The organism is Paenibacillus sp. FSL H8-0282 (genome assembly GCF_037963825.1).
In the GTDB taxonomy this organism is placed as follows: domain Bacteria; phylum Bacillota; class Bacilli; order Paenibacillales; family Paenibacillaceae; genus Paenibacillus_AQ; species Paenibacillus_AQ odorifer.
In genome coordinates this window covers 4,979,422-5,004,452 of sequence record NZ_CP150146.1, presented here as the reverse complement: position 1 = coordinate 5,004,452, position 25,031 = coordinate 4,979,422, and the positions used below count along the sequence as shown (strand labels likewise).

At 41.1% G+C, this 25,031-nt stretch carries 24 protein-coding genes; 21 read left to right on the top strand and 3 right to left on the bottom strand.

Translation table 11 applies throughout. The features are described from left to right. Window positions 1-205 precede the first annotated feature (205 nt). Window positions 206-1,651, bottom strand: a complete 1,446-nt coding sequence (locus NST94_RS21765; RefSeq protein ID WP_076218438.1) for a hypothetical protein — start codon at window positions 1,649-1,651, stop codon at window positions 206-208. 85 nt (window positions 1,652-1,736) lie between these two features. On the opposite strand from NST94_RS21765, the gene NST94_RS21760 reads away from it, so the two are divergent. From NST94_RS21760 to NST94_RS21735, 6 genes are all read left to right on the top strand, one after another. Next, window positions 1,737-2,348: a DedA family protein gene (locus NST94_RS21760; protein ID WP_076130264.1), complete on the top strand. Its 612-nt coding sequence runs from the start codon at window positions 1,737-1,739 to the stop codon at window positions 2,346-2,348. A gap of 160 nt (window positions 2,349-2,508) precedes the next feature. After that, window positions 2,509-2,862 (top strand): VOC family protein, encoded by a 354-nt coding sequence (locus NST94_RS21755; RefSeq protein WP_076186911.1) that lies wholly within the window; start codon window positions 2,509-2,511, stop codon window positions 2,860-2,862. Window positions 2,863-3,154: 292 nt separating this feature from the next. Beyond that, entirely contained in the window at window positions 3,155-3,874 is a 720-nt protein-coding gene (locus tag NST94_RS21750) for an SDR family NAD(P)-dependent oxidoreductase (protein ID WP_076130262.1), read from the top strand. Between the two features lie 256 nt (window positions 3,875-4,130). After that, entirely contained in the window at window positions 4,131-4,634 is a 504-nt protein-coding gene (locus NST94_RS21745) for a DinB family protein (RefSeq protein WP_076186909.1), read from the top strand. 322 nt (window positions 4,635-4,956) lie between these two features. Continuing rightward, the gene (locus tag NST94_RS21740; protein WP_076279220.1) at window positions 4,957-6,102 is read left to right on the top strand and encodes a hypothetical protein; all 1,146 of its coding nucleotides are present in this window, start codon (window positions 4,957-4,959) and stop codon (window positions 6,100-6,102) included. 327 nt (window positions 6,103-6,429) lie between these two features. Continuing rightward, complete coding sequence (locus NST94_RS21735) at window positions 6,430-6,780, top strand: DUF6678 family protein (RefSeq protein ID WP_217696514.1); 351 nt, start codon at window positions 6,430-6,432, stop codon at window positions 6,778-6,780. Between the two features lie 567 nt (window positions 6,781-7,347). Here the strand turns inward: NST94_RS21735 and NST94_RS21730 are convergent. Together NST94_RS21730 and NST94_RS21725 are read right to left on the bottom strand one after the other, a co-directional pair. Continuing rightward, a complete protein-coding gene (locus tag NST94_RS21730) occupies window positions 7,348-7,755 on the bottom strand; it encodes a VOC family protein (RefSeq protein ID WP_076279218.1) in 408 nt (135 codons plus the stop codon). 80 nt (window positions 7,756-7,835) lie between these two features. Continuing rightward, window positions 7,836-8,696 carry a LysR family transcriptional regulator gene (locus tag NST94_RS21725; protein WP_339281268.1) on the bottom strand — a complete coding sequence of 287 codons (861 nt, stop codon included), beginning with the start codon at window positions 8,694-8,696 and terminating at the stop codon, window positions 7,836-7,838. A 183-nt stretch (window positions 8,697-8,879) separates the two neighbouring features. Between NST94_RS21725 and NST94_RS21720 the strand changes: the two genes are divergently transcribed. The 15 genes from NST94_RS21720 (at window position 8,880) to NST94_RS21650 (ending at window position 25,011) form a co-directional block, all read left to right on the top strand. Further along, window positions 8,880-10,061 carry an MFS transporter gene (locus tag NST94_RS21720; protein ID WP_339281267.1) on the top strand — a complete coding sequence of 394 codons (1,182 nt, stop codon included), beginning with the start codon at window positions 8,880-8,882 and terminating at the stop codon, window positions 10,059-10,061. 276 nt (window positions 10,062-10,337) lie between these two features. Continuing rightward, window positions 10,338-11,261 carry a helix-turn-helix transcriptional regulator gene (locus NST94_RS21715; RefSeq protein WP_076302675.1) on the top strand — a complete coding sequence of 308 codons (924 nt, stop codon included), beginning with the start codon at window positions 10,338-10,340 and terminating at the stop codon, window positions 11,259-11,261. A 249-nt stretch (window positions 11,262-11,510) separates the two neighbouring features. Further along, the gene (locus NST94_RS21710) at window positions 11,511-12,488 is read left to right on the top strand and encodes a phosphotransferase (protein WP_076302676.1); all 978 of its coding nucleotides are present in this window, start codon (window positions 11,511-11,513) and stop codon (window positions 12,486-12,488) included. 1,120 nt (window positions 12,489-13,608) lie between these two features. Further along, a complete protein-coding gene (locus NST94_RS21705) occupies window positions 13,609-14,427 on the top strand; it encodes a helix-turn-helix domain-containing protein (RefSeq protein WP_076194965.1) in 819 nt (272 codons plus the stop codon). A gap of 23 nt (window positions 14,428-14,450) precedes the next feature. Further along, window positions 14,451-15,626 carry an MFS transporter gene (locus NST94_RS21700; protein WP_339281266.1) on the top strand — a complete coding sequence of 392 codons (1,176 nt, stop codon included), beginning with the start codon at window positions 14,451-14,453 and terminating at the stop codon, window positions 15,624-15,626. Window positions 15,627-15,879: 253 nt separating this feature from the next. After that, window positions 15,880-16,338, top strand: a complete 459-nt coding sequence (locus NST94_RS21695; protein ID WP_339281265.1) for a hypothetical protein — start codon at window positions 15,880-15,882, stop codon at window positions 16,336-16,338. Window positions 16,339-17,073: 735 nt separating this feature from the next. After that, complete coding sequence (locus NST94_RS21690) at window positions 17,074-17,928, top strand: hypothetical protein (RefSeq protein WP_339281264.1); 855 nt, start codon at window positions 17,074-17,076, stop codon at window positions 17,926-17,928. A gap of 178 nt (window positions 17,929-18,106) precedes the next feature. After that, window positions 18,107-18,550 (top strand): GNAT family N-acetyltransferase, encoded by a 444-nt coding sequence (locus NST94_RS21685; protein ID WP_076279211.1) that lies wholly within the window; start codon window positions 18,107-18,109, stop codon window positions 18,548-18,550. Window positions 18,551-18,645: 95 nt separating this feature from the next. Continuing rightward, window positions 18,646-19,086: a DUF6678 family protein gene (locus NST94_RS21680; RefSeq protein WP_081383389.1), complete on the top strand. Its 441-nt coding sequence runs from the start codon at window positions 18,646-18,648 to the stop codon at window positions 19,084-19,086. A 183-nt stretch (window positions 19,087-19,269) separates the two neighbouring features. Next, window positions 19,270-19,851 carry a TetR/AcrR family transcriptional regulator gene (locus NST94_RS21675; RefSeq protein ID WP_076184227.1) on the top strand — a complete coding sequence of 194 codons (582 nt, stop codon included), beginning with the start codon at window positions 19,270-19,272 and terminating at the stop codon, window positions 19,849-19,851. 23 nt (window positions 19,852-19,874) lie between these two features. After that, window positions 19,875-20,498 carry an HXXEE domain-containing protein gene (locus tag NST94_RS21670; protein WP_339281263.1) on the top strand — a complete coding sequence of 208 codons (624 nt, stop codon included), beginning with the start codon at window positions 19,875-19,877 and terminating at the stop codon, window positions 20,496-20,498. Between the two features lie 224 nt (window positions 20,499-20,722). Next, entirely contained in the window at window positions 20,723-21,907 is a 1,185-nt protein-coding gene (locus NST94_RS21665) for a glycosyltransferase (RefSeq protein ID WP_339281262.1), read from the top strand. Window positions 21,908-22,109: 202 nt separating this feature from the next. Beyond that, a complete protein-coding gene (locus NST94_RS21660) occupies window positions 22,110-23,174 on the top strand; it encodes a serine hydrolase domain-containing protein (RefSeq protein ID WP_076184224.1) in 1,065 nt (354 codons plus the stop codon). Window positions 23,175-23,288: 114 nt separating this feature from the next. Then, complete coding sequence (locus NST94_RS21655; protein ID WP_339281260.1) at window positions 23,289-24,398, top strand: hypothetical protein; 1,110 nt, start codon at window positions 23,289-23,291, stop codon at window positions 24,396-24,398. A gap of 154 nt (window positions 24,399-24,552) precedes the next feature. Then, the gene (locus NST94_RS21650) at window positions 24,553-25,011 is read left to right on the top strand and encodes a GNAT family N-acetyltransferase (RefSeq protein WP_076184222.1); all 459 of its coding nucleotides are present in this window, start codon (window positions 24,553-24,555) and stop codon (window positions 25,009-25,011) included. Window positions 25,012-25,031: the final 20 nt, after the last annotated feature.

Below are 25,031 nucleotides of genomic sequence, written 5' to 3'. Positions count from 1 at the left end.
ATACTATACAATTAAGGAACAATCAACGCTAGATTTGATATTTTACTAACTTATTTTTCTTATTTGTCGTAATTATGTATATCCTTACCATGCGGATGTTATTAATCAGAATACTTATTTGCGGATCGGTGACTATAGGCTAGATTGCCTCAGGTCAGCGTTTTTTTTTGCGTTCTACAGAGTGAGGAATTAATGAGCCGGATCATCACTCTGGGATAAACGAGAAGACACTGCCATAGGTCCCCGTAAATACGGGCTGACCGAATTTTTGTGTCCATTCCTTGAGTAGTTTATATGAGACCTTTTTGCTCGTAATTACATAATCGGGCTGATCGTAATTAACGATCTCGGGAAGGTATTCAGAGAATCCGTGCATCGAGCGTTCAAAAGCAGTCCAACCCAATACGCCAAGAGAATCTTTTGTCACGAAGGGATCTTGTCTGCCATCACATAACACATCTCCCCCTCGAAACATGACATAGCCAGATGAACCGTAGTGGGCGAGAACTTTGGGACGTGTACCTTCAGATGTATGCTGCAGAATATAGTCCATTTCATCTATAGGATATTTTTTGGCGTCAATAACTGGTGGTACAAGGAATAGATAAGCAATGTTTAGCAGCAGACCAACTGCCAGTAACCCGCGTAATGTACTTTGTCGGACTAGAATACCTGTTTTGGTGAACTCAGGAAGCGCATCAAAAAATACAGCCGCAAAATAGGGGATGAACAGCCACATAAACAGGTTTTGCTTGAAGTTTGATACACCGAGGTATAGAATCCCAAGCATAAGAAAAAAACGGAACGGTTTACGCTGGAGTGCAAAAGGAAGTGTGCAGGCAAAGAACAAAAGCAATAGTAAGATGGGCAAGTTCTCCAAGCTATTGAACCGAATCGGCTGCCATTCATTGATCAGCAGGTTAAAGTTTTTCTTCGTAACTGTCAAAATAAACAAGAGACTTTTTACGCCGCCTGGATTTAGAATGCCAACGAACCAGACGAGACTGAAGACTATGATTTTACGCCCATTCAGCGTTTTTTGGATCAAGGATTCAAGCAGAGCCATCCCTGTAAATACAGCAATTACAAGCCATACTCCTGCATGGAAATTGGCAATGGCAATAGAAAGGGCAATCATCGCAGCGGCATATTTCTTTTGAGAACTCATTTGATATTCACGTAAATATACGAAAAACCAGACAATCATAAACGAAGAGATCATCTGTGGACGGCCTTTGAAATAATTATAATAAATCCAGCAAGAAATTAGCAGCACAAAAGGGAGCAGGAGAACATGGTCTTCTTGGAGTCCCAGTTCTTTGCGTGAAACCTTGCCCAGCCGAAGCAATCCGAGCACTAAAAAGAACAAGCATACAGCGGTCAAAATATACACACCCGGCCATCCAAAAGCTGCATAAAGCGGGGCAACGAGCAGTTGGAATCCGAATTCATGAGGGACGTAGGGCAGCTTATCTCCGTAAAAAGTATGTATGGCATGATGTAGAACTTGTCCGTGCCCGATCATATATTGTCCTAGCTCTATATGCCAGAAGGTATCGGGATCATTGTAAGAAAATTTAGGGAACATCAGCAAGATAGCGGCTATAACGAATATGCCATACAAAAATTTGTGTATATTGAATTTCATCATTATTTTGTTTTCCCCCCGTTTTTTGTTCAATTATAACGAGACTTTCTTAAGGAATAGTAAAATTTATGAAGCGGAGTGAACACTCATGCATCAACTATTTACGTGGATATCTGAATCCGCGCTTCACCTTGTTAATTCTATGGGTATTTGGGGCATATGGTTAGGGATGATTCTAGAGAGTGCCTGTATCCCCATTCCCAGTGAAGTGATTATGCTCAGCGGTGGGTGGCTGATTGCGCAAGGCTCGCTTACTTTTATGGAAGTTGCTGTTGCTGGGATATTCGGAAACCTACTGGGTTCCATCATTGCCTACTATATTGGTAAGGCTGGTGGACGCCGGTTATTAGAAAAATACGGAAAATATATTCTCCTAAATGAGCATCATTTGGAGCAATCGGAGCGTTGGTTCGAGCGTTATGGCGAGAGTACCGTATTTTTTACTCGTATGTTGCCCTTTATTCGTACTTTTATCTCACTGCCCGCAGGGGTTGCTGGAATGAAAGCTTGGAGATTCATAACATTTACAGCACTCGGCTGTATCCCGTGGAACTTAGCTTTGATCTATCTGGGATACCGCTTAGGTGACAACTGGGGTATCGTGGAGCAATTTATTCGCCCAATCAGTTATACCATTTGCGGAATCGTGGTGCTTCTTGTGTTGAGGTGGTTAGTACGGAGATTTCGTAACCAGACTTAATGCCAGTTCTTCGGGTGTTTTCTGGTGTTTTCTGCTCGGTGAGCCTCCGCAGCTAAATATGGATAAATAAAGGTCAGGAACGTCGAGGCTAGAATTAACTGTTATATGTTGAATGCATTTTATATTCAAGGATAATCTACTTCTGTCTGGGAGGTTTGAAATGAAGGTCAAACGAATCGTCGCCAATATAAACACGAAGGATCTCACGGCAGCTAAATGCTTCTACGAGGATGTGCTCGGTCTTGATTTAATGATGGATCATGGTTGGATTAGAACTTATGGTTTAGACGAGGAGATGAGCATTCAGATTAGTTTTGCCTCACAGGGTGGCTCAGAAACGCCTACGCCTGATCTATCAATTGAAGTAGATGATGTCGATGCTACATTTGAAAGCATGAAGAAAGCTGGATTTCCGATAGAATATGGTCTTGTTGATGAGCCTTGGGGTGTTCGGCGATTCTATGTCCGCGATCCGTTTGGCAAACTTATCAACATCCTTGAGCATAGACATTAGAAGAGTGGTCACGGCGTGCAGAAATCTTGATTGTTAAACTATCGAATAGCGATAGCTAAATGATGACATAAGGCAGCCGGTCAGTGGATCAGCTGCCTTTATTCAACTAACGGGCAGGATAGTTGAACATAATCATGCTTAACCGTATTATAAGTAAGTATAAATTCATTGTTGAGGGAAGCGTCATATAAAAATTCAATGTTCTTGGTGATTCTTATATTGAATGATTTTCAGCATTCACTGTGAATTTAATGATTAAATGCAGAGATAAATCATATCGAAAGGATAACTTATGAGAAATTTTATTATCTTCGGAGCAAGTAAAGGATTAGGTGAGGCATTCTTCAAAGGATTGCCAGAAAAAGGTGATCGTGTTTGGGTGGTTTCTAGAACTTATCCTAACAATTTAAATCTTGAAGATGGTGTACAGAAATATTGGATTGAGGCTGATTTAGCGAAATCTGATGCAAGCAAGCTGATTGCGAATACAGTAAATGACGTTACAATAGACGTATTAATATATAATGTAGGGATATGGGAGAGCAAAGGCTTCAGGGATGACTATGATTTTGAAAAAGATGACCCAGCTGAAATCGTCAACATCATTAATGTAAATGTTACTTCAGCTATTACCTGCATACAGAAGCTTTTACCGAATCTAAAAAAGTCAGATAACGCAAAAATTTTCTTAATTGGTTCTACGGCAGGTCTTGAACATAATGATTTTACGCAAGTTTCATTTGTAGCTTCTAAGTTCGGTTTGCGTGGTATTGGAAATTCTATAAGGGAGCATGTAAAAAAGTATGGGATCGGTGTGACTTGTATAAATCCTGGTGAAATTGCAACCCAAATTCCATTGGAAGATGGAATTGAGAAAGTCTTGTCTGCGTATGGCGGTACACAGATTCCTCTTCAAGATATTGTTTCTTTAGTTAAATGCTTAATGAACCTTTCCAAAGCCTCTTGTGTAAAAGAAATAAATATTCCAGCAATGTTGGATACAAATGCGTAATCAACTCCATTGAGAATGATAGTGCAAAAAAGCGAGATTCTAAGAAACCACTCCATAGTAAGGAGTGGTTTTCGCTTTATACAAGAATGTGTAAAGTTTGGTCAAACTCTAATTTATGCTTAGATATACTACGGTGAGCCGTATCATAAATAACGGTTGAGTTAACGGGGGTAGTTTAAGTAAATGTAAATATTTACTTGCGAACTAATGTTCGGTACAATAAACTTGATTCCATTACAAAAAGGAGATGTTGGATATGTATAAACACATTAAAGATTTTGCCGCAACTTGGCAGAATGAAACGGAAGCAACAATGCGGACACTGGAGATGCTGACGGACGAGTCTCTTGGTCAACAGATAACAAGCGATCATAGAACGCTTGGACGTGTTGCATGGCACCTTGTACAGACGTTGCACGAAATGCCATCTCGGACGGGACTGTCTTTCGAAGGACCAGGCGAAGATATGCCGGTGCCAGCTTCGGCAGCAGACATCGCGTCAGTCTATAAGAGGACCTCACAAGCGCTCCTTGATGCTATACAGTCCAGTTGGAAAGATGAGAATCTGCTTATCATGAGCGATATGTATGGTGATCAATGGCCAAACGGCTTAATGCTGGAAATTCTCGTAAAGCATGAGATTCATCATCGTGGTCAGATGACAGTACTGATGCGTCAGGCAGGCCTTAGTGTGCCGGATCTTTACGGCCCGACAAAAGAGCAGTGGGCCGAGTATGGAGCGCTACCTCCAGTAATTTAGAGTAAGATTATATCCGCTTTGGCCGTTTGGCTATAGTGGGATTTATAAGTATTTTATCATAGGATTGAAAGTGGTGGCTTGAATCATAGACAAGAGGATACCATCGGACTGAAACTGTTGATTCTATTGAACTAACGGGAAACAATAGCTTAATCTAAAACGAAGGTAGCTGGTCTATATGAACGGCTACCTTCGTTACGCTAAAGGACACATTTCCCCTTAATCTATATAGAGTTGAGGATGAGAGAGCAGGAAATCTCACATCAGCTAGGGAATACCAATTATGGATTTATAAATGTACATGAAAGGTTGATCTAAGTTTATGAATGACCATAATCTCACCTTCGTAGCCAAAGCGAAAATGATGCTTGTATACCCTTTGCTGCTTGCCCTGATCGTTATACTTGTGGTCAGTAGCCTTACTGCCTGCGATAATTCCACCGCAGGCAAGACAGCAAGCAAATCTGCGCAGCCGACTATAGTGACACCTGTGGTAGCGCAAGCATCGGGCAGCATTTATTTGTACGGTGAAGCACACGGCGTAGCCAAGATATTGGACAAGGAATATAAATTGTGGTCTCAATACTACCACAACGAGGGCATGAGGCACTTATTCGTCGAGCTGCCCTATTTTACCGCCGAATACTTGAATCTATGGATGCAGTCGGACAATGACGATATTTTAGAGGAGATTTATGATGATTGGGAACGGACACGTAGTCACAACCCTGATGTCAAAGAGTTCTACAAAAAAATAAAGAGCGAGTGTCCGGAGACGATTTTCCACGGCACAGACATCGGGCATCAATATGAAACTACCGGGAGCGGCTATTTATCTTATCTTGTGGCAAACGATCTGGGAGAATCGGAGAAGTATACTTTAACAATGGAAGCGATCCGGCAAGGCCGTGTTTTTTACAGCAAAGAAGACGGCGTATATCGGGAAGACACGATGACGGAAAACTTTATTCGCGAATTTGAGAAGTTGGGCAATGAGAGCGTTATGGGCATTTACGGCTCAGCGCATACCGGGCTTGATGAAATGGACTATAAGACCCAATCCATCCCTTGTATGGGCAATCAATTACAGGAGCATTATGGCGATAACATTTATTCTGAGAACCTAAGTTGGATTGCTAAAGATATTGAGCCATCCAGAGTAGATTACATCTCCTTACAGGGCAAGGAATATGCAGCATCTTATTTTGGTAAGCAGGATTTGAACGGGTTCAAGGATTACGCCTATCGAGAATTTTGGCGATTGGAGGACGCCTATGAAGATATCCAAGACCTTCCACTGGTGGACAATTATCTTCCTTACGATAACTATCTGATGCCGATAGAAGTAGGCCAGGTCTTTGTGGTCAAAAGCACCAAAACAGACGGTTCAGTGCAAAGAGATTACTATCTGTCTAGCGGCCAAGTTGTGGAGGGTGTGAACTCAACACAACAATTCACAGCAGAGTGACGATCAGTAATATGATGATTATCTCAAGTACAACACGCTCGCTCATGCATCGGGCGTTCATAAAAGCTAATTGGGAAAATTGTCACGTGCCGAAAATGAGTGCTCGGTTGATATAAGAGTGGCTCCAAAATTCACCGCTTCAACCAAAGTGGTGAACCGTAGGTATGGGTAAGTTTTTTACTGATTGCATTACGCTAACGGGACACGTTAGTTCAATAAACATGATAAGGCAGCCCGTCAGTCAATGCGATCAGCTGCCTTCATTCAACTAACGGGCAGTTTTGTACAAGAAAAAATGATGAACTGGAATAAACACGTGCAGTACTGATGGATGAAAAAGGTGAATATATGGATTCAAATGAACTAAAACCTTTAATGAACAACACAAAATGGGAAGAAATAAGACAAGCAATGCTCAACTATGCCTTTCCAACCAAATGGAGGATTAAAGACATTGATACTGGCTATATCAGCCTTTGGGATGGAGATTGGTATTACCATTTTTCAGATGGTGGTTACAAATTTATTGAGTGGTTAGAAATTCATGCTGAAGATGACTCGATAAATGCTGATTTAATTCAAATCTTGAAAAAAATACATGTTCCAGGTGAAGTAACTACCGACTCCATCATAATTTATGGATATAACAAAACTAATGAATTCATTGATTATATATAATACGCTTCACCTCAATGCTTCCAAACACAAAGTACAGTTTGACCATTAAATGTATATCTGAATATAAAAGAAAAAACACTCCTGACAATGGAGTGTTTTATTATTATTCAAATTTATTTGAAGTCCATGTAGCAATTCCATTCATTGGACATGCAACAACTAGCCAGTTATCAGATTCTACTCCCACCTGCCAACATTCATACTTCTCATGAAAACCAATAACAAATAGTATGCTACCTGATTCAAAGCTTATAATTAAATGTGGAGTGCTGTCTCCCAATTGTATATCTATAATCTTTTCACGTCTCATCTTTATGATCTGACTGTATTTTTCTTCCTCAGAAATATCTGCAATTTGACTTTCGTTACTAGGGTATTGAGAGGGAACTAAATCAAATATAGTCCACTTTGATTCAATGTTCAGGTACAGTTGAACAGCTAAATCATCGAACTCGTTCAGCGAAGTCCCTATTTTCTTTATTCATTCCGTTCCCCAGCTCTTTTCATCAACGTATACGCCCGAATCATTACACCATATCTTGGATTTGTTGGTGTTGGCTTTTCGCTTCAAATTTCGCGTTTTGGCATTTTGCTCTCATCCATGTACAGCAGATTCCAGCGGTGACCGTCCAGGTCGGCAAATCCTGCGCCGTACATCCAGCCGTCAGTTTCACTTGGCTTGCCAAAGATGTTTCCTCCGGCAGACTCTGCTTTTTGGATAAAAGCATCTACTTCTTCTCTGCTTTCAGCACCAATGGAGAAGATTACTTCAGCGCTATGGGAAGTATCTGCGGTTTTTGAACCAGTAAATTTCTCAAACGCCGCATCCGGGAACAGCAGAATTGTTGTTTGACCTATTACAAGCTTAGCTCTCTCGTTCCCAACACTCACCGCTTGGAATCCAAGCTCATTGAAAAAGGCAGTTGACCTCTCAACATCTTTGACTGGCAGGTTAATCCAAATCTCCTGTGACATGGCTGTAGCCTCCTAATATATTTTCATTCCTACTATACTCTACTTCTGGCAGCAGAAGCGATCTCTTTCGCAACTCACCTTTAATTGAAATACTCGATAGTTTTCTCAATAAATGACTTTGCCGATTTTGTCAGAAAACGGTCGGACCGATGAATGATCTCAAAGTGACGATATGGCGGATCGTCTGTAATTCGGATGCAGCGTAATGTTGGTTCATTCATTGCCTGGATCAAACGGTAAGGCAGCAATGTTCCTCCGACGTTGGCTTTCACCAAGCTAATAATGGAAGTTGCCGAACTGGTCTCCATGATCGTATTTAAGCTGAATCCATATTTACGGCAATAGCCATCAACCAATTCTCTGCCTGTAAATCCTTCGGGGAACATCACAGTTTGGATATTACACAGTTCCTGGATTACAATCGTGCTTCGTTCAGCCCAATCATGATTCTCAGAAACGACAAGTACATATTCTTCACTGCACAAGGGAATGCGTACAAGCCGATCATCTGGAGCAGAGGTGATCTCGATCCCGATGTCTACTTCATTATCCAGTACTTGATTCAAGACGTAGATCGATGAGATAAGCTTCAGCTGCACCTTGGGGAATCGCGTATGAAAATTCACGAGCAATGGGGTGAGCCGGTAGTCCAGATCGGAAGGGAGAACACCAATTACCAACCGACCTCGTTGATCATTGCGTAATTCAGCTAACGCATCCTGGGTATTCTGTAAATGCCGAATCATCTGTACACAGTGCTCCAAAAACAGATTTCCTGCTTGAGTCATCACAATCTTTTTGCCGACTCGGTCAAATAAGGGAACTCCGAGTTCATCCTCAAGTGCGCGTATTTGTTGACTCAACGTAGGCTGAGATATGCCAAGCTTCTCAGCTGCTCGTGTAAAATGAAGCTCCTCACACACAGCAATGAAGTTTTCCATCTGACGAATCTCCATATGAATGACCTCTAATCATTGGTTTTAGTAATCATTTTAATAGAAACTATAGTATTGTTCAATCATTGTAATGATTCTATACTTAATCGTGCACCTCCCAAAGATCTGTTATTAACAAATAGGATCATGGGAGAATGCATCGATACTACTACCATGAGGTGATTCATAATGAAACTTTTTTATATCGTCTTGGCGCTTATCCTGGCTTCACTGAATTTACGACCACCCATTACATCCATTTCTCCTCTAATGAGCATCATTCAGAATGATTTGGGTATAAGCGGGATTACCGCCAGTTTGTTAACCGCACTTCCGGTATTATGCATGGGCATATTTGCTCCGTTCTCCGTACGATTAAGCAGAAGGTGGGGAAATGAGGGCGCAATTGTTCTGGCTTTAATCCTCATTGGGTTAGGTACGGGATTACGATGGTTTGTTGGTACAACTCCTTTGATGATGTTCACTTCTTTTCTTTCCGGTGTAGGAATTGCATTGGCAGGGCCGCTGTTGTCCAGCTTCATTAAGCAGTATTTCCCTGACCGAGTGGCATCCATGGTGGGTATTTACTCTACAGCGATGGTGATGGGGGCCAGCATTAGTGTGGGACTATCGGTTCCGCTACAGCATACATTGGGTGGTTCGTGGAGAGGCTCGTTGGCTGTATGGGCATTACTGGCAGCCATTGCGTTGCCGATTTGGTTGAGATTAGCCTGGTCTGCGCGCACAGATCGACAATCCGGTAAAATCTCGAGTGTACTTAATGCACCACTTCCGGTGAACAACAAACGTGCCTGGGTGCTGACATTATTCTTCGGGCTGATGGCAGCGATCTTCTATTCGTTGACCGCCTGGCTTGCGCCAGCAATCCAAAGCCAGGGGTATAGCCAAGAAACTGCCGGCAAAATCCAAACTTTATTTACATTGATATCGCTGCCCTCTACTTTGTTCATTCCGATGCTTGTACATCGTTACCAAAGACGTGTATTCTGGCTTGTCGGGTGTGCTTTTTTGGAGTTGATGGGTGTCCTGATGCTGAACCTATCCGTTAGCCCCTGGCTCGCGGCGATTCCTCTCGGTATTGGGGCGGGTGGGCTGTTCCCGATTGCACTGATGTTGCCCATTGATGAAACAAGCAATGCTCAGGAAGCCAGTAGCTGGTCCGCAATGACCCAATCTGGTGGCTACATTCTCGGAGCGCTTGGGCCGCTAGCGATTGGCTGGCTCCACGATGCAACAGGCAGCTTCGTTCAAGCATTCTATGGTTTGGCTGTAATCATCGTGCTTCAGATTATCGTTCAAATGGCTATAGGAAATAAAAAAAGTTCTCCATCCATTTCTCGTGTCCATTAAAGATTCCGTGTGATAGCTTCATGTTGATCAATTAGTGAAGTTGTGCTTGCATGGACCTATGAACGTACGTGGTGTAATTCAACTAGCGGGCAGGATAATGGAAATGAACTGTAGAAAAAACCTATAAATGAAAGTGACAAAAGTGGAGAATTCTACCGACAGTTGAATAAAGCGCCTATGAAAATTCAACCACCGCTTGATAGGATTGCGTTTGAGGAAATGCTATGCTGTTTTCGACAGTGCGCACTGTACATTTTGTTTTATTGGAGGTATACAATGCTCGACTTGCGTAAAATTGGAGCTTATATTTCGAAGCTTCGCAAAGACCAGGATTTGACCCAATTGGAACTTGCCGATCAACTGAATGTAAGTCATCAAGCGGTATCGAAATGGGAACGGGGCGACTCGCTACCGGATATCGGAACGCTTCCGCAGTTTGCGAGGTTATTCGGCAAAACGGTAGACGACATTTTAAATGCAGGAGACAACTCAGAAAATCGGGAGCACCAGCACCTAGGAACGATCGTTGAGGAGATCGCAGAGAACAGGCCGGACCAAGTTGCAGAGATGGTCAATACCGGTGAGATGAAGGTGGAAGAGCTTGTAGAAGTAGCACCGTTTGTAAAAGCAAGCGCTCTGCATAAGGTTACAGAACGATTAGACAGCAGCGTCCTTAAGTTAGACGTGATCATGCGGCTGGCTCCGTTCCTTGGAACAGATACATTGGATGAACTGGTTCGTCAGGCAGAAGAGGGCGAAATTGTGTGGAATGCCATTACTGGACTCGCTCCGTTCGTCAGCAGCGACACATTAAGCCGACTGGTAGATAAATCGATTGACGGTTCCTTAGAAGTGCACAATCTTGTTGGAATTGCCCCGTTTCTTGAAAGAGAACATGTAGATCGGTTGGTTCAACAAGCAGAAGAGGGTAGCTTGAGCTGGCATTTCGTTCAAGGGCTGGCACCCTTTATTAGCAGAGAAACGTTAAGCCGCTTGGTAGACCGGGTTGCAGATGGCACTATTGATGCGAACCGGATCATAAGCCTCGCACCTTTTCTGGACAGTGAAAATCTCGAGAAGTTAATTAGTGGAGTCGAAGCTGAACATCTTAGCCCAGATCTGCTGGCAAGCCTTGCTCCTTTCGTCGATCAAGGGACATTGAGTAGAATGGTGACAAACTTATTAAATAAAGTAAAGTAGACTCGTATATCGGAGATTGGTGATGCATAGGCAATGGCGTTAAGCTAACTGGAAACGCTAGTTCAATAAACACGATAAAGGCAGCCCTTCAGTAAATGTGATCGGCTGCCTTTATTCAACTAACGGGCAAGTTACCTTAATAAACTAAGTGGTGGATAAAATATAAATATAAGAGTTCTCTCCCGAACTATTAGAAAAAGTCATGGTACGATGTCCTTATTCGGTTGTTTCAGGGGGAGTGAGGAGAACATGTTAAATACTCATGATGTTGCAATAGAAGCATTAACTTGTTATTCAATTACTTATCAATCAATAGCTCATATTGGTCAAAATGCAAACACTATCTATAAAGTGACAGATAAAGAAAGTAACTGCTATAGTTTGCGCTTACATCTATCAAAAAATGATTCGATGGAAAGTATTTGGTCTGAGGAAAAAGTCATTCATTCAGAAATGATTTGGCTGGAATCATTAATAAATGATACTGATCTGGTGTTACCGTCACCTATAAAAAATAACATTGGTGAATATGTTACTAAGATAGCTGACATGAACTGTACATTGGTAAAATGGGTAGAGGGTGAGCAAAAACAATTTGTTCCAACAGTCAATGATGCCGAGTACGTAGGCGAATTGATCGGAAAGCTTCATAAACAATCATCTATTTGGAAGGTTCCGCAATCATTTACTAGACCATCCTTTGATAATACTAGAATTTCACAATCATTAGAAAAGCTCAAACAGCTTGCTGACGGTGGTGAGCTCAATAAAAATGATGTGGAAATTCTGCAATTGGCCGGTGAGCGTGCAATTTTAATGATGAACGATATAGAAAGAACACCTGGCAACTGGGGGATAATTCACGCAGACTTGATTCCAAGTAATTATGTGTTTCATAAACAAGAAGCTAGAGCCATTGATTTTGGAGCTTGCGGGTTCGGATATTATTTATTCGATTTAGGTTGGGCACTTTCTTATATCCACCCAGCGTTCAGAAGCCAGTTGCTAGAATCATACGCCAAACAATTCGACCTGCCTCATAACTATGTTCAACAGTTAGAAGGCTTCTTTGTAGCTGCCCAACTCGAAACAATGAATTTTTGGCTTGGGTTGCCTGAATCTAATGAGTGGTTACCCAGTCATATTAGTAAATTAGCAAGTCGGGAATTTAGGTTATATGTAAATAAAGAAGAATTTCTTTTTAGTGGGACTCCTTACTGGGAGTAGTTTGTTCCACTAACGGGAAACGTTGGTTCAAATCACGATCAGCCAGCTGCGTGATCAGCTGTCCTTTGCTCGATCTTGATCGTATCGGACCGTATTGCAGCTATTTCAGCATATGGGTACATATTGCGAAGGTTTCGGACTGTATAACTCTTATTGCCCTTGATTTGCGTAGAAAAGAAGTACATTTGAGGGGATAGCTGCAACTGAGTCCGATAGTTTGGCAAAACGAGCTGAATTGTGGAAATAAGAGCTACTGAGTCCGAACAGTTGGTGAAAAGAACGCCGCCTGCCAAATTTGCTCCTAAACTTGCTACCCAGTGTTTAAACTAGCCGTCTATAGCTCAAGCTATCTACACCGTGCGCGGAATTAGCTACCTTTAGCTCAACCTAGCTGCACCGTGCGCGGAATTAGCTACCTATAGCTCAACCTAGCTGCACCGTGCGCGGAATTAGCTACCTATAGCCCAACCTAGCTACTCCGTGCGCAGAATTTGTTACCTGTTGCTCAACCTAGCCGCCTTTTGCGCGATCTTGATCGTATCGGACCGTATTGCAGCTATTTCAGCATATGGGTACATATTGCGAAGGTTTCGGACTGTATAGCTCTTATTGCCCTTGATTTGCGCAGAAAAGAAGTACATTTGAGCGAATAGCTGCAACTGAGTCCGATAGTGTGGCAAAACGAGCTGAATTATGGAAATAAGAGCAATTGAGTCCGAACAGTTGGTGAAAAGAACGCCGCCTGCCAAATTTGCTCCTAAACGTGCTACCCAGTGTTTAAACTAGCCGTCTATAGCTCAACCTATCTACACCGTGCGCGGAATTAGCTACCTATAGCTCAAGCTATCTACACCGCGCGCGGAATTAGCTACCTATAGCCCAACCTAGCTACACCGTGCGATAATTGAAGGATGGGCAAAGGTGAAAACGTTTATTGGCTTATAACGCACCAATTAAACCTTGGAAAGAAGCTTAATATAAATAAGAAGGCAGCCGATCAACACGATCAGCTGCTTTTGTTCATCTAAGAGTAATTTCTCAAATAAATAAAAGCATCCTTGACTTTCCCCTGCACGGGAAACTGTATACTCACTTTATGTTATAGATTGGAGATGATATTTTGTTCAAAATCAGTGCATTTTCTAGGCTAAGCAAGGTATCCTTAAAAACACTGCGTTATTACGACCAGATTGGCATACTAAGGCCGAAAAAAGTGGATCAGGATACGTGCTACCGTTACTATTCCGCAGATCAGCTCCTTGAGCTCAACCGAATTTTAATCTATAAGGAATTGGGTTTTACATTGCCTCAAATTAAACAGCTGCTTCAGGAAAATATTTCATTAGAAAATATTCAAGGCATGTTTAAGCTGAAAAGAAGCGAAATCCAGCATATCATCGATACGGAACAAGCTAAACTTGTCAGGATTGAGGAACGTATGCAGCTTATAGAAAAAGAGGGGCAATTCGAAACGGGTCAAGAAATCAGAGTCAAAGCAGAGGGTGCTCAATTGTTTCTTTATCAGAAAGCATGCGGGAAAGAAGAGGACATTCCGGATTTGCTTCGTCAATTTGATCAGTTTATAACGACGGAAAATCGTCAATTCATTCAAGGCCCTCAGGTTGTTTTGTGGAAAGAAGTCGAAGGAAAAGAGGATGAGTTTGAGTTTGAAGTCGGGTATTTTTTAACCTGTGAGCTGCGATCATTTCCAGAACCGTTTCAGCTACGGACTCTTCCTCCTGAACCGATGATGGCCACAATGGCTTTTCATTCAAATACTAGTTTTGATTGTGCGGCCTGTGTTCATTTAGCTAAATGGATTGAGAAAAACAACTATCAGATCAAGGAGAACGAACCGGGCAGGGAGTTATATTTACCGTTATCTCCAGAACGAGATGCACAATTCATAGAAATACAAATTCCCATTATAAATAGATAACAGAAGAAGTGGAGTGGGGGAAATTGAAAAATAAACGGATCATTTATATTCTGGCACTGGCTGTTTTTCTGATTGGAACCATTGAATATATTATTACAGGAGTTATTGAGATGATCGCTGTGGACTTGGGAGTATCTACTTCTGAAGTTGGATTATTGGTGACTGTGTTTGCCCTCTCTGCAGCCATTGTCGCTCCGGTTTTGATTGCATTAACGATCAATGCAGACCGCAAGAAACTACTAATGACCACCCTAGGTGTGTTTATTGCCAGCAACGGACTTATGTTTGTAGATCTTGCTTATGAAACAGTACTATGGATACGTATTATCCAAGGGGCTAGCGGAGGAATCGCTACCGTTGTAGCCATGGCAATAGCGACCCGACTCGTTGAAAAAGAAAAAAGGGGCAATGCCATCGGTATCATTTTGATGGGGCTTAGCAGTTCACTAGTGCTTGGTGTTCCTGTGGGAACATTTTTTAGTGAGCTGTTTGGATGGAGAGTGCTATTTGTTTTAATCGGATTATTAAGTATTTTTCCATTACTTATCATCTATAAAAAGGTACCGGCAATCAAAGAAGAGGAGAAGGTTACCCTCAGAATGCAGCTCTCTATTTTAAAAAATCCAACCATTCTGATGGCCTTGGTTATTACGTTATTTTATGTCGGCGGCTATTCTACACTGTTTACTTATATTACGCCTTTCTTGCAAGCCACGTCCTCTCTTTCCATGACCGAAATTAGCGGTGTTCTGTTCCTGGCGGGCATTTGCAGCTTTGTCGGATCAAGGCTGGGCGGACAACTGGCAGATGCAAAGGGATCGAAATTTACCATTTGTCTCGGGCTTCTGTTACAAGGAGCGACTCTGCTTTTATTTGCTCTAGCCGGAGTCAATCTGTTGCTTTTAATCTTGGTTTTAATGATTTTTATGTTAGCAACGTGGAGTATTTCCCCGGCCCAGCAACTATATCTGGTTACTCTGGCGCCTCGAAATCCGGACATTGCTCTTAGTGTAAATACTTCGTTCATCCAATTTGGCTTTGCACTGGGATCTGGATTAGGCGGGTTAGTCATCAGTCGTACATCTGTCCTATATTTGAATTGGCTGGGTTTTGCCGCTGTATGCATAGCTTTACTTCTTGCCCTCTTACTATTTAAAAAAATGAGCAGTAGGACTAAAACTACTTTGGTTATTAAATAAGAAATGGATTGGGAAACGACAAAGAGAACCTTTTCGCTGATTTTTGGTTTGACTGCGATAACCTCGAAGAATTTATTTTTGAAGTCGAATCACATGTCGATTCATTACCTGAACTTTACGCTAACGTGAAACGATAACTCAATAACGACACACAGGCAGTCGGTCAATGGATCGGCTGCCTATGTTCAACTAACGGGCAGAATACTTCCAATATGTGGTATTCTAAGGTATGGGATTTGAACAGGGGGGAGCCATGTTGACGGAAATAAAATATCCAGTTAAGAATCCATCCAGAATTGGAACTATTATAGGCATGATTGCTCTTATATCGAGTCAATCTATTCTTGGATTGAGATTATGGAATCAGAGGGGGGTATTCTACACTTCGTTAACTGTGGTTCTTTTGTGTTTAGTTTTATTGTTACTCGCATTGTACAGAACATTTTTTAAGAAACCAACGGAGTTATGCCTATCCAATGAGCAAATTATATTAAATGGAAATATGATTAATCCAAAGGATATTAAAGTGATAATGACCAGGGGGTACTTTAAACCTGTTATTGGGATATTACCTTACAGGAGGAAGATCGTCCCATTAGATATGGCATTTAGGTATTCAAAGGATGAAGATAAAGGTATCTCGGATTTAAAGAGTTGGGCAAAAATGAACAATGTTAAGATGGTCAATAAATCGTTTCAAACGTGGATATAAGTGTATTCAAAAGCACTATTCGGCAGTTAAATGCGGTATATATAGTACGATTATCCATAAGAGATGAGGTGCCTTTATCAAGAAGAAATATGCTTTTCTAATCGTTTCCATATTATTATTTGTGATGGCTTATACAAAACCAAGTAGTCAATATTATGATAATTACCTCCATAAGGTTCACGGTCTTAAATGTGACAGTTCCGAAAGCTCAAATTGCTTTCATACTATTAATGACTTGAAATCATCAAGTCTCACACATCAGATTATTTTTATGACAGCAGAAACAAAAATTTTTGGAGAGGCAGATAACAAAATACGAGTAATAGGTATTTTCAATCATTTTTTTGTGATAGAAAATCGTCTTCATCCTAAATCAGATAATAACAATAATATCGAAGTTCCGTTAAGCTAACGGGCAGGATTGTTTAGAAAGTCCCTGATTGTATTTACCTATGCTTACTGTTAATCTAAACAATAGAGATGCTAACAAAGGAGCATAAACCTTATCATGTGGAATACTCTGTAAAGATTAACAATTTGAAAGAATGCCTGAAATAGTGATTACACTATTTTATTAGGTGTGCTTTTCTTTAATCTTACAGGGTATGCAGGGAAAGGTGTATCATATACCCATCCTGCGGATACCTGATGGTATTCGCTTTTATTCGGGGGAAACCGCATCTCTATTGATTCCTACCTGTTTATCCTTCTACTAGCGAGTGGAGGAACTTTATTATGCGATCGAAATTAGTCTTGATTGAGGGAATGCCAGGATCTGGTAAAACAACAACTGCTCAGCTCGTTCATGAAATTCTTACGGAAGTGAACATTACATCCCAGCTATTTTTAGAAGGTAATTTGGAACATCCTGCTGATTATGATGGAGTCGCTTTCTTTAAGAAAACTGAATGGGATGAATTATTGAATACCCATAAAAAGTTTAAAGATTTGTTGAGTAATCTAATGATTCAACAAGATAACGATTACTTCCTAGAATATCGGAAAATAAAAAGTGAAGTCTGGTCAAGTTTTCCAGATGAATTGCATCGCGCAGTTTTTAAGCATGATATTTATGAATTGCCGCTAGATCAGAATAGGAAACTGATAACAGAACGATGGACGAAGTTTGCGGATCGTGTTTTGTATGGCGCAGACACCTTTGTTTTTGATTGTTGTTTTATACAAAACCCTGTAACTATAGGCATGATTAAACATGGTACGAAGAAGGAAGACGTTATAAGTTATGTTATTGAACTGGCAACAATTGTAGAGCGGCTGAATCCATTGTTGATATACGTACAGCAGAATGATCTTGATCATTCTTTCAGAAAGGCTGTAAAGGAAAGATCTCAGGAATGGTCAGAGGGATTTATTGAATATTACACGAACCAGGGGTATGGAAAAATACAAAATTATAAAGGGTTAGATGGAACACTGCAGGTTCTTAAAGTAAGAAGGGAATTAGAAGAAGAGATTTTTAACAGATTAAACATTACCAAGATAAAAGTTGATAACTCTTCTTATAATAAAAACGAGTATAAGCAAGTTTTAGAGGGCATTTTATCAGAATATTATAAATCAACAAACTAATGAGAGATTGGATTCTAGGGATTGCAGGCTGAAAAAGAGGCAATCTATAAAGCTTACGGGAAACGATAGCTGAGGAGCATTGCCATGGCAATGCTCCTTTTTTATTTGTTGAAGTAACGGGCAGGATTGCTTCATCCACTGTCGAATCCTTTGCTTGAATATTTCTATAAAGGAGGGGATGGAAATTAAGATACGAGAAGTTGTAGCAAATGATTATGCTGAAGTTGTTTTTTTATGGAATGATGTACTTGGTGTTCGCAATGTTAATATTGAAAATTTTCGAGTTACTATGGAAAACATGAATAAGGCTGGGAATTATAAAACATTCGTTGCATTATTTGAAAATGAAGTGGTTGGTTTTGTCACTATAGTTCAGGCGTTATCCGTAGGGTCTTCGAATGGTTATCTACATATTCAAGGGCTTGCCGTTAAAAAGGAATTACAGCATAGTGGGATAGGTACAGAACTACTAAGACACACTGAGAATTATGCTAAAGAAATGGGAATATCAAGTATTATTTTATGTAGCGGATTTAAGCGAACCGACGCCCATGCTTTCTATGTGCATAATGGCTATGACAAAGATTCATACTGCTTTGATAAGATTATTAAACTTGACTAATTTTGAATTAATTTACCGGGAAACGTTAACTCAATAATGACACACAGGCAGGTCAGCGTGGGATTTATGTTGTTTATTCAGGAGGATTTTTGATTGTGGGTTATGAACAGGATTTTAAAAAAAGGGTACATGAAGTTATTAAACAGAAACAATTATGTTCAGTTATGAATGACACTAAGTGGGGAAACTTACAAAGTGATGTACTAAATAAACTACCTTTTACCCCTCCATATCAAGCTAAGTATGTCTTAGACGATATACCTTATCCAGAGAACTTCGAAAACGACGTCTGGTATTTAGGGGATTGGATAGAAGGACTTTCACCTTTTTTTTCTGTAGAATGGATACGGGTTAGACCAAGGTATCAGAAGCACAAGGGGAATCTGCTTCCTCCTGAATTAATTGACATAAGTAAAGAATTTCTTTCGATTTTACATGAATTAAGAATTCCGTATAGAGAAGAAAATAATACATTTTTCATTTATGGATATATATCAAATACAGACACACTTTTCAAAGGTAATCAATTAAGCTAACAGGAAACATTAATTTAATAAAAACATGTAAGCAGCCGCTCAAACAACCGGCTGCTTTTTCATTTAAACTTGGTTTGATTTCGGATAAATAAAAGTTGCAAAAAGGAAAAAGATTGCTATACTAAATTTAAACGTTATTTTAAATGTCATTTAAATTAAAGGGGATATACTTGGAGGTTGCGTATGGAGACAGACAAAAAGTTGGAAACAAAAGAGAAGATTATGCGTGCCACACTGGAGTTGACTAAACAAGAAGGCTTTGAAAGGATTACTATAAAAAAAATTGCAGAAGCCTCAAGCACGAATGTCGCTCTAGTTAACTATTACTTTGGGTCCAAAGAAAATTTGTTTAGCGAGTCCATCAAATTGATATTGAACAGCTTTCAGCATACCTTTGCCATACTTGACGATTTCTCTATATCCTCACGAGATAGATTGAGGCAATTTTTACTGGATTATTTGCAAGTGATCCTTCAATATCCCGAATTGCTCTCCAGAATCATCCTGATGGGCAAGACCGTTTTCTCCTCCCAGCATGAATATGGATCATTTTTGAATCTATTGGGGTTTCCTAAGATACAAAATACTTTAAGAGAGTTAACCGATGAACAGCAACCAGAGCACCTGATGACCATGACGATGCAGATTTTTGGAGCGCTTTTTCTACCGGCACTTATGAGTCCTATTCTAGAAACAGGAGCTTCCGTGAAGATTGCACCTATAGAGGAACAGATTGACCTGCTCTTTGCAAGATACTTTCATTAATAAACTCAGATTGAGGTGATTAAATGAATTTTTTAAGAAAATATTGGCAGGATATAGGACTATTCATTGGCATTGTTATATGCATGTATCTTCTAATGAATTGGCAAACAATACCGTGGATCAACAGCATATTATGGTTAAGCTTTGTGGCGATCCTTCTTCATCAATTTGAGGAATACCGCTGGCCAGGGTACTTTCCAGGCATATTCAATATAGCCCTTTTTAAAAGTGAATCCCCTGACAACTATCCATTAAATAAACAGTCGGCAATGATTATTAATGTGGTCATCGCCTATGTGTTCTACTTGCTCCCTGTATTCTTCCCGTCAGTAGTATGGCTGGGGATGGCACCTGTTTTAATGGGCTTTTTCCAAATCATTTTCCATGGAGTCGTCATTAATATAAGAGCAAAAAGCATGTATAATCCAGGATTAGTCTCCGCAATTTTTGTACATTTGCCGGTGGGGATCTGGTACATCAACTACTTATATGAGCATCATTTAATAACCCTCTCAGACTGGATTTGGAGCGCAATTTATTTTGCCATAGCTGTTTATATTTTAATAGTGAAAGGAAATACATGGATGAAAAACAAAAACTCCATTCACAAATTTTCGCAAAAGCAATTATGGTCTTTTCATAAGTAGCTCCTCATAACCCACCAGAAGGTCCAGTTGGCCTTTAACTAAACACAGAACATTAATCCTCTCGTTACTGGAGGTTGATACACTGTGTTTTTTTCTGCGGATTTCTTCGTTTGCTTCGCGCTATAGAAAATGTTGAAGTTAATATTCTGTTGAGGATCTCATCACTATCTGTTTACGATTCAGAGTTAGAGTTAGAGAAGGCCAAGCGAAAAAGGAGCTTTCTCATGAACACAGATCCTAAAGTGCTTATTGTAACTTCGGCATTTGGAGACGGGCATCTCAAAGTAGCAGAAGCGATTGATCATTCATTTAAACGTAGAGGGATCAGCCGGATTGTCACCTTGGATCTTTTCGCTGCAGTCTACCCTACTCTGAACGAGCTGTCCCGCAGATTCTACCTGAACAGCACAGGTTATACTCAAGAATTTTATGGATTAGTGTACAAGTTGACGAGCAAGATGAACCCAGACCAGTTCATGGGCAGATGGATTCATTCTATGGGCAAGCGAAAAGTGCAAAAGATCATCGACGAGATCGGACCGGATATTATCATTCATACCTTTCCTTATTTGGCCGCTGCAGAGCTTGCATCAACAAAGGGGAGACGGATCCCCCTTTTCACTGTCATGACGGATTATGTGGTTCATGGCAGATGGCTTCATCCACAAACCACAAAGTATTTTATCGCTACGGAAAGCATGAAAGCAGAACTGATGTCATTAGGTATTGCTGAAGAAAAGCTTGTGGTTAGCGGGATTCCGATTCGTGAAGCTTTTGAACAGACTCAGGAACGTGAAGCCCTTTTACGTAAGCATGGACTAGATGGAAATCGGCATTATCTATTACTTGCGGCAGGGGCTTACGGCGTGTTGAGTGATATTAACCATTTAATAATAAAGGCGCTGCAGCAATCAAACTTTGATGTAATGGTATTGTGCGGGAATAATCATAAGCTCCAGAAGGCTACGGAAGAGCTTTTTCAAGAGAATCCTCGGGTTCACATACGGGGTTATACAGAAGAAATGCAGGAGCTAATGTGCATATCCTCCTGTCTGTTGACCAAAGCAGGGGGGATTACCTTGACTGAGGCGATGGCTCTAGCACTTCCTGTAATTGTCTATCGTCCGCTCCCCGGTCAGGAGGCAGGCAATGCAGAATGGTTGTCTGAGCACAATTTAATAGAGATTGCCCGAAACGGGGAGCAGTTAGTAGAGCAGCTTCAGAGATTGGAACATCTTGGGTACAAGGATGAAAAGGTACAGGGTATGAAGAGTTTTTCCCGGAAATCAGCCGCGGATGCTATTGTTACTGAGGCTTTAGAGGTTATCAAGCTGCGGCAGCCGTCTGTTTCAGCCGTAAAATCTATGATTGTTGAAGGGCAGGCGAAGACGATTCATGGATATTATTAGCAAGGTAGAAAGACCACGCATTGTGGGTCCTCTAATTGGAGGCTGGCTCGGAAGCTCGGGGAATGAATTGCTGCCTTTTCAAGTAAGCACCTGTTTATTTGATTATAATTATTTATTACCAGATAAAGGGTCGATAAGATGTTATTATTTGTATGGGTGAATTTATTGGAAATGGTGCTTTATTGTCATTGGGGAGGTCAAAATGTACACGAATCAGAAGATAGAGGATATTTTGCATGAAATGCTAATCAAGTCTGTGGAAAATGAAAAGTTTCCGGGATTAGCGGCCGGAATCGTAAAGGACAACCAAGTTCTGTTTACTGGTGAATATGGGACGGCAAATTTATCGACGGGTGATCCTGTTGTTCGTGGCACTTTGTTTCACCAAGCCTCTGTCTCCAAAACCTTCGTAGCAACCGCCATTATGCAATTAGTTGAGCGTGGTAAGGTAGAATTGGATGCTCCCATCACTAAATACCTGTCATATTTTAAGTTAGAGGATGAGCGGTATCAAAATATAACAATAAGACAGCTTATGAATCATACCTCCGGTATGCCTGATGAGGAAGATTACGCGTGGGACCGCCCTGAATACGACGAGCAAAGTCTTGAACGATATGTAAAAGGGATAGGTCACCACAAGCTGTTAAGCCAACCGGGAGAGAAATTTGCCTATAGTAATATAGGATATGAGATCTTGGGAGATATGATAGCAAAAGTCAGCGATATGAGCTTCGAGCAGTATATGGAAAAAAATATTCTGAAACCGACAGGAATGCAGTCCAGTTCTTTTCTTAAACAGGAGGTTGAAGCTTATATTGCTGCACCTCATGTGCTTGGAGCTACCCATGAATGTGGTGGCTGCGTTAGTAGTGTTTTTCCATATAACAGGGCCCATGCACCTAGCTCCACTTTATATACCCATGCCGAAGATATGTGCCAATATCTGCTGATGCATCTAAACGGTGGAACAGCCGGGAACGGCAATGAAGTCCTCCAGCCAGGTAGCTATAATGAAATGTGGAAACCTCATGCACAAACGGGCTATGATCCGGAAAATGCACAGATAGGGTTAGGCTGGTTTCTAGGAGAATATAAGGGTTCTCGTATTCTCTCACATTCCGGCTGGGATACTGGATTCTTGAGTAATTTGTTCCTGCTTCCCGATAAAAAAATCGCTATTTCTGTTATGAGTAATTGTGACTATGTCAACATGGGCAGCGTATGCTTCCCAATTCTTGATCTGTTGCTTGGCTCCAATATTTAAAACGAGTCTGTAAATGATTTTACAACTTCATAACAAGGGGCTTCGTACTTTATAACATTCGTATCTTAAAGTACATGTAAGTCAAGCCCACTTACACTATGGAGGTTATGAGAAATGAAGAGTAAAAATGTGAAATCAGCCCTCGGGGTGATCGCGATTTCCGGTGGTCTGCTAGCCCTCACTGCTTTGGCAGTGCCCAAAATCGTCGCTTATACTACAGTGAACCAGAATGTGTCTCAAGCGGACGTTTCCTACACGCAAGAACTCAACCAGAAGCCAGCTGTTCAACTGGCGAGCAGCCAGATCCCGGTACTTAAGGTTGCAACCAAAACACCGGTCTCGACGATCAAGTCGTATTTTGAGCGCACAGTCACTGCTGAAGAAATTAAGCAGATTAATGAGTATGCAGAGAAGGCCAGGCTCACTGGCAAGGATGAACAGCTTACGCGGCAATTTACGGACCAGGAGAATAAGCGGCGGATGTTATTGGATGATCAATACAAGTACGATGGCTTACGGCCCCAGCAGAAGCTACCTTTGAAATCAGGGAGTTCCGAATTTTATCTGGATCAAAGCAAATTTACCTATGTAATTCCTAAGCGCGAACTGACTGATGAAGAAATGCTGCAATTGATCGACTGGAATTATCGCTTTAATTATGTGGTAAGCCTCAATCTTGTCGTGGCACAGCCAGATAAGAAGGACATCAGTCAGGATGAAGCCCTACGCAGAGCAGAAGAGAGCGTAAGCCGTCTATTCGGTGTCGATCTCTCAAAGTTGCAGGCTCAGACCTCATATTATAAACCTTTTCCTGATTCGAAAGGGCAATGGTTCGTTAATTTTCTACCTTACCGTGCAGAGACACTGCGGGCTCAGGATAAGTCTTATTTCATGTATAATACGTTCGTGGATGCAAAGAGCGGGACCGTACTTGATACCACGATAGTGGACCTGTCCTATAAGAGAACGCCGATTACAGCAGCTATGAATAAACAGATTAGCCAGGATTCCAGCTGGCTTCAAGCCGCTAAATCCATTGTGGTGGACAAGCAGGGCGAGACCCGTGCGATAACCAGCTCATCTATCATTAAAGACAGTGCATATGACAAAAGCGGAGTAGTAGCGGTCTTGGTCAAACTGAAAGACGGTAGCTCCTACACGGTAGAGCTGCGCTATCCGGAGAAGACTCTGCGCTGCCTGATCTATACACCGGTTTCCAAGTAATGAAGTGAACCAGCGTTATAAACTACTTTAGTATTTACAACCTACAGCAAGCCCCACTCGGGGCTTGCTGCTCTGCATTTTGAGAGCTGGTGGATGACTATTGTGAGAGCAGGCATGGGTATAGGAATTTCTTTTTACAAGAAGGGATGGTTAGATGCTAGATATTAAATCCTTACAAGAATGTCCTCTTCGTCAAAATGAGCTTATTGAGTATGTCAAAAAACGGTGGCCAAAAGTACAACAAGCTGTGCTCCCCAATATACAAGAAAGTTTAATCTCAAAAGATGAGGAGTTCCCTTTTACATTTTTGCTGTTGAAACATGATGTAATCATCGGGTTTTATCAATTAATTGAGCAGGAATTTATAACTCGAAAAGATTTATCACCTTGGATTGCGCCATTGTTTATTGACGAAAGTGAGAGGGGCAAAGCACTGGGAGCCGTTTTGTTGGAGCATGCCAGAAAAATAGCTGGGCAACTAGGTTATGCAAAAGTCTACTTGGCGACGGATCATATTCTTTATTATGAGAAATATGGATTTAAGGAGATAGGTCTGGATAACTTCGAGTGGGGACGGCCCACTAAAATATATGAACATGACACTATTACATAAATGACCCAAATGGAAAGCAG